The organism is Streptomyces sp. NPDC051214 (assembly GCF_040682375.1).
In the GTDB taxonomy this organism is placed as follows: domain Bacteria; phylum Actinomycetota; class Actinomycetes; order Streptomycetales; family Streptomycetaceae; genus Streptomyces.
In genome coordinates this window covers 1-1,721 of the sequence record NZ_JBFBAT010000033.1, presented here as the reverse complement: position 1 = coordinate 1,721, position 1,721 = coordinate 1, and the positions used below count along the sequence as shown (strand labels likewise).

The following is a 1,721-nucleotide window of genomic DNA, read 5'->3' as shown; positions in this document are numbered from 1 at the left end:
GGTTCTGGTCGGGGTGCGCATCACTTATATCACCTGGCCCCGGCCCCGGGGGGGGGGGGGCCCCCCCCCCCCCCCCACACCGGCCCCGCCACTTCACCTGCCGCGCCTCGCCTACCGCGCCCCGTCCACCGGAGGCAGCAGGCCGATGGCGCGATAGGCGGTGTCCACCGTCGGCCTGGACATCTCCCTGGCCCGCTCAGCTCCCCGCCGCAACACCCCCTCCACATACGCGGGATCAGCAACCAGCTCCTTGTGCTTCGCCTGCAGGGGCCTTAAGATCTCCACCACGGCGTCGGCGGTGTCCTTCTTCAAAGCCCCGTACGACGCGTACACACCGCTCAAGCCCTCGGGGTTCCCACCCTCACAGGCCGCGAGGATCTCGAGCAGATTCGAGATCCCCGGCTTGGCCTCACGGTCGTACTCGACCTCGGACCCGCTGTCGGTCACGGCCCGCAGGATCTTCTTCCGCACGACGTCCGGCTCGTCCAGCAGATAGATGATCCCGGCACCGGCATCGCCGGACTTCCCCATCTTCGACATCGGGTCCTGCAGATCCATGACTCTGGCCGCCACCTTGGGATACGTGGCCCGGGGTACGACGAACGTGTGTCCGTACCGCTGGTTGAACCGCACCGCCAGATCCCGGGTGAGCTCCACGTGCTGCACCTGGTCGTCCCCGACCGGCACCTCATCCGCCCCATACGCCAGGATGTCCGCCGCCATCAGCACGGGATAGGTGAGCAGCGAAAGCCGCACACTCCCGCCGCGGGCCCGCTCCAGCGCCGACTTCTCCTTGTACTGGATCATCCGCCGCATCTCGCCGTCCGTCGCGACGCACTCCAGCAGATACGAGAGCCTTGCGTGCTCGTCCACATGACTCTGCACGAACACGGTGGCCCGCTCGGGATCGATCCCCGCCGCGAGCAGAAGCGTCGCCGCCTGCCGACTGAGCCTGCGCACCCGGCCGGGATCATGGTCGACGGTCAGGGCGTGCAGGTCGACGACGCTGAACAGCGACTCGGCCCGGTGCTGGTCAACTTCTGCCCACTGGCGCACGGCGCCCAGGTAGTTCCCCAGGGTCAGGTGCCCGGTCGGCTTGATCCCGCTGAAGATCCTCGTCATCTCTCCACCTCTTGGTCAGGACCGCCGGCCCGACGACCGGGCTCCGGGTCCTCCAGGGGAGAAACAAGAAACGGCCGCCGAGTAGGCAGCCGTTGAGTACATGCGTGTGTACGGCCGCCGTCAGGCGGCCCACCACTGTGGGGTGTGCGCATGTGTGGTCACGTCCCTACGGTAGCCCCAGGGGGTCGTCGTGGACCAGGGTTGACACGCCCAGACCGCGTACGTAGTGTTCTCCGAGTTGTCCGGCGTGAGCGCCGACTCCTGGTCGGTCCCCGGGCAACCATTCCGCACAACCATTCAAACGATCGATGCCGTGTCATCTTCGATGCCCCGTCGTCTGCTCGTTTTCATGCGCTTTTGCGAAATGAGGAATCCGCGTTCGAAAGGACGCCCCCGATTAGGTCGGGGAGCCGGATTCCGCTAAAGTCTCACTCGTCGGAACGGCCCAACAGCCGGGAAGACAAGGCCCGCTGACTGGGAATCAGGCCCGAAAGGATCTGGTAGAGTCGGACTCGCCGGAAAGGGAAACGCGAAAGCCGAAAGGCCGGAGCGGGAACCGGAAAGGCACCGAGGAAATCGGACACGAAAGAGTCTGATAG

1 protein-coding gene is annotated in these 1,721 nt (G+C 66.2%); it reads right to left on the bottom strand.

Annotation, left to right across the window (positions count from 1 at the left end):
• Positions 1-111: 111 nt before the first annotated feature.
• Positions 112-1,122 carry a tryptophan--tRNA ligase gene (gene trpS / locus AB0M70_RS42105; RefSeq protein WP_365829163.1) on the bottom strand — a complete coding sequence of 337 codons (1,011 nt, stop codon included), beginning with the start codon at positions 1,120-1,122 and terminating at the stop codon, positions 112-114.
• Positions 1,123-1,721 lie beyond the last annotated feature (599 nt).

Bases quoted from the DNA above. Each gene is read 5' to 3' on its own strand.
- trpS (WP_365829163.1), bottom strand. From the start codon at position 1,122: ATGACGAGGATCTTCAGCGGGATCAAGCCGACCGGGCACCTGACCCTG.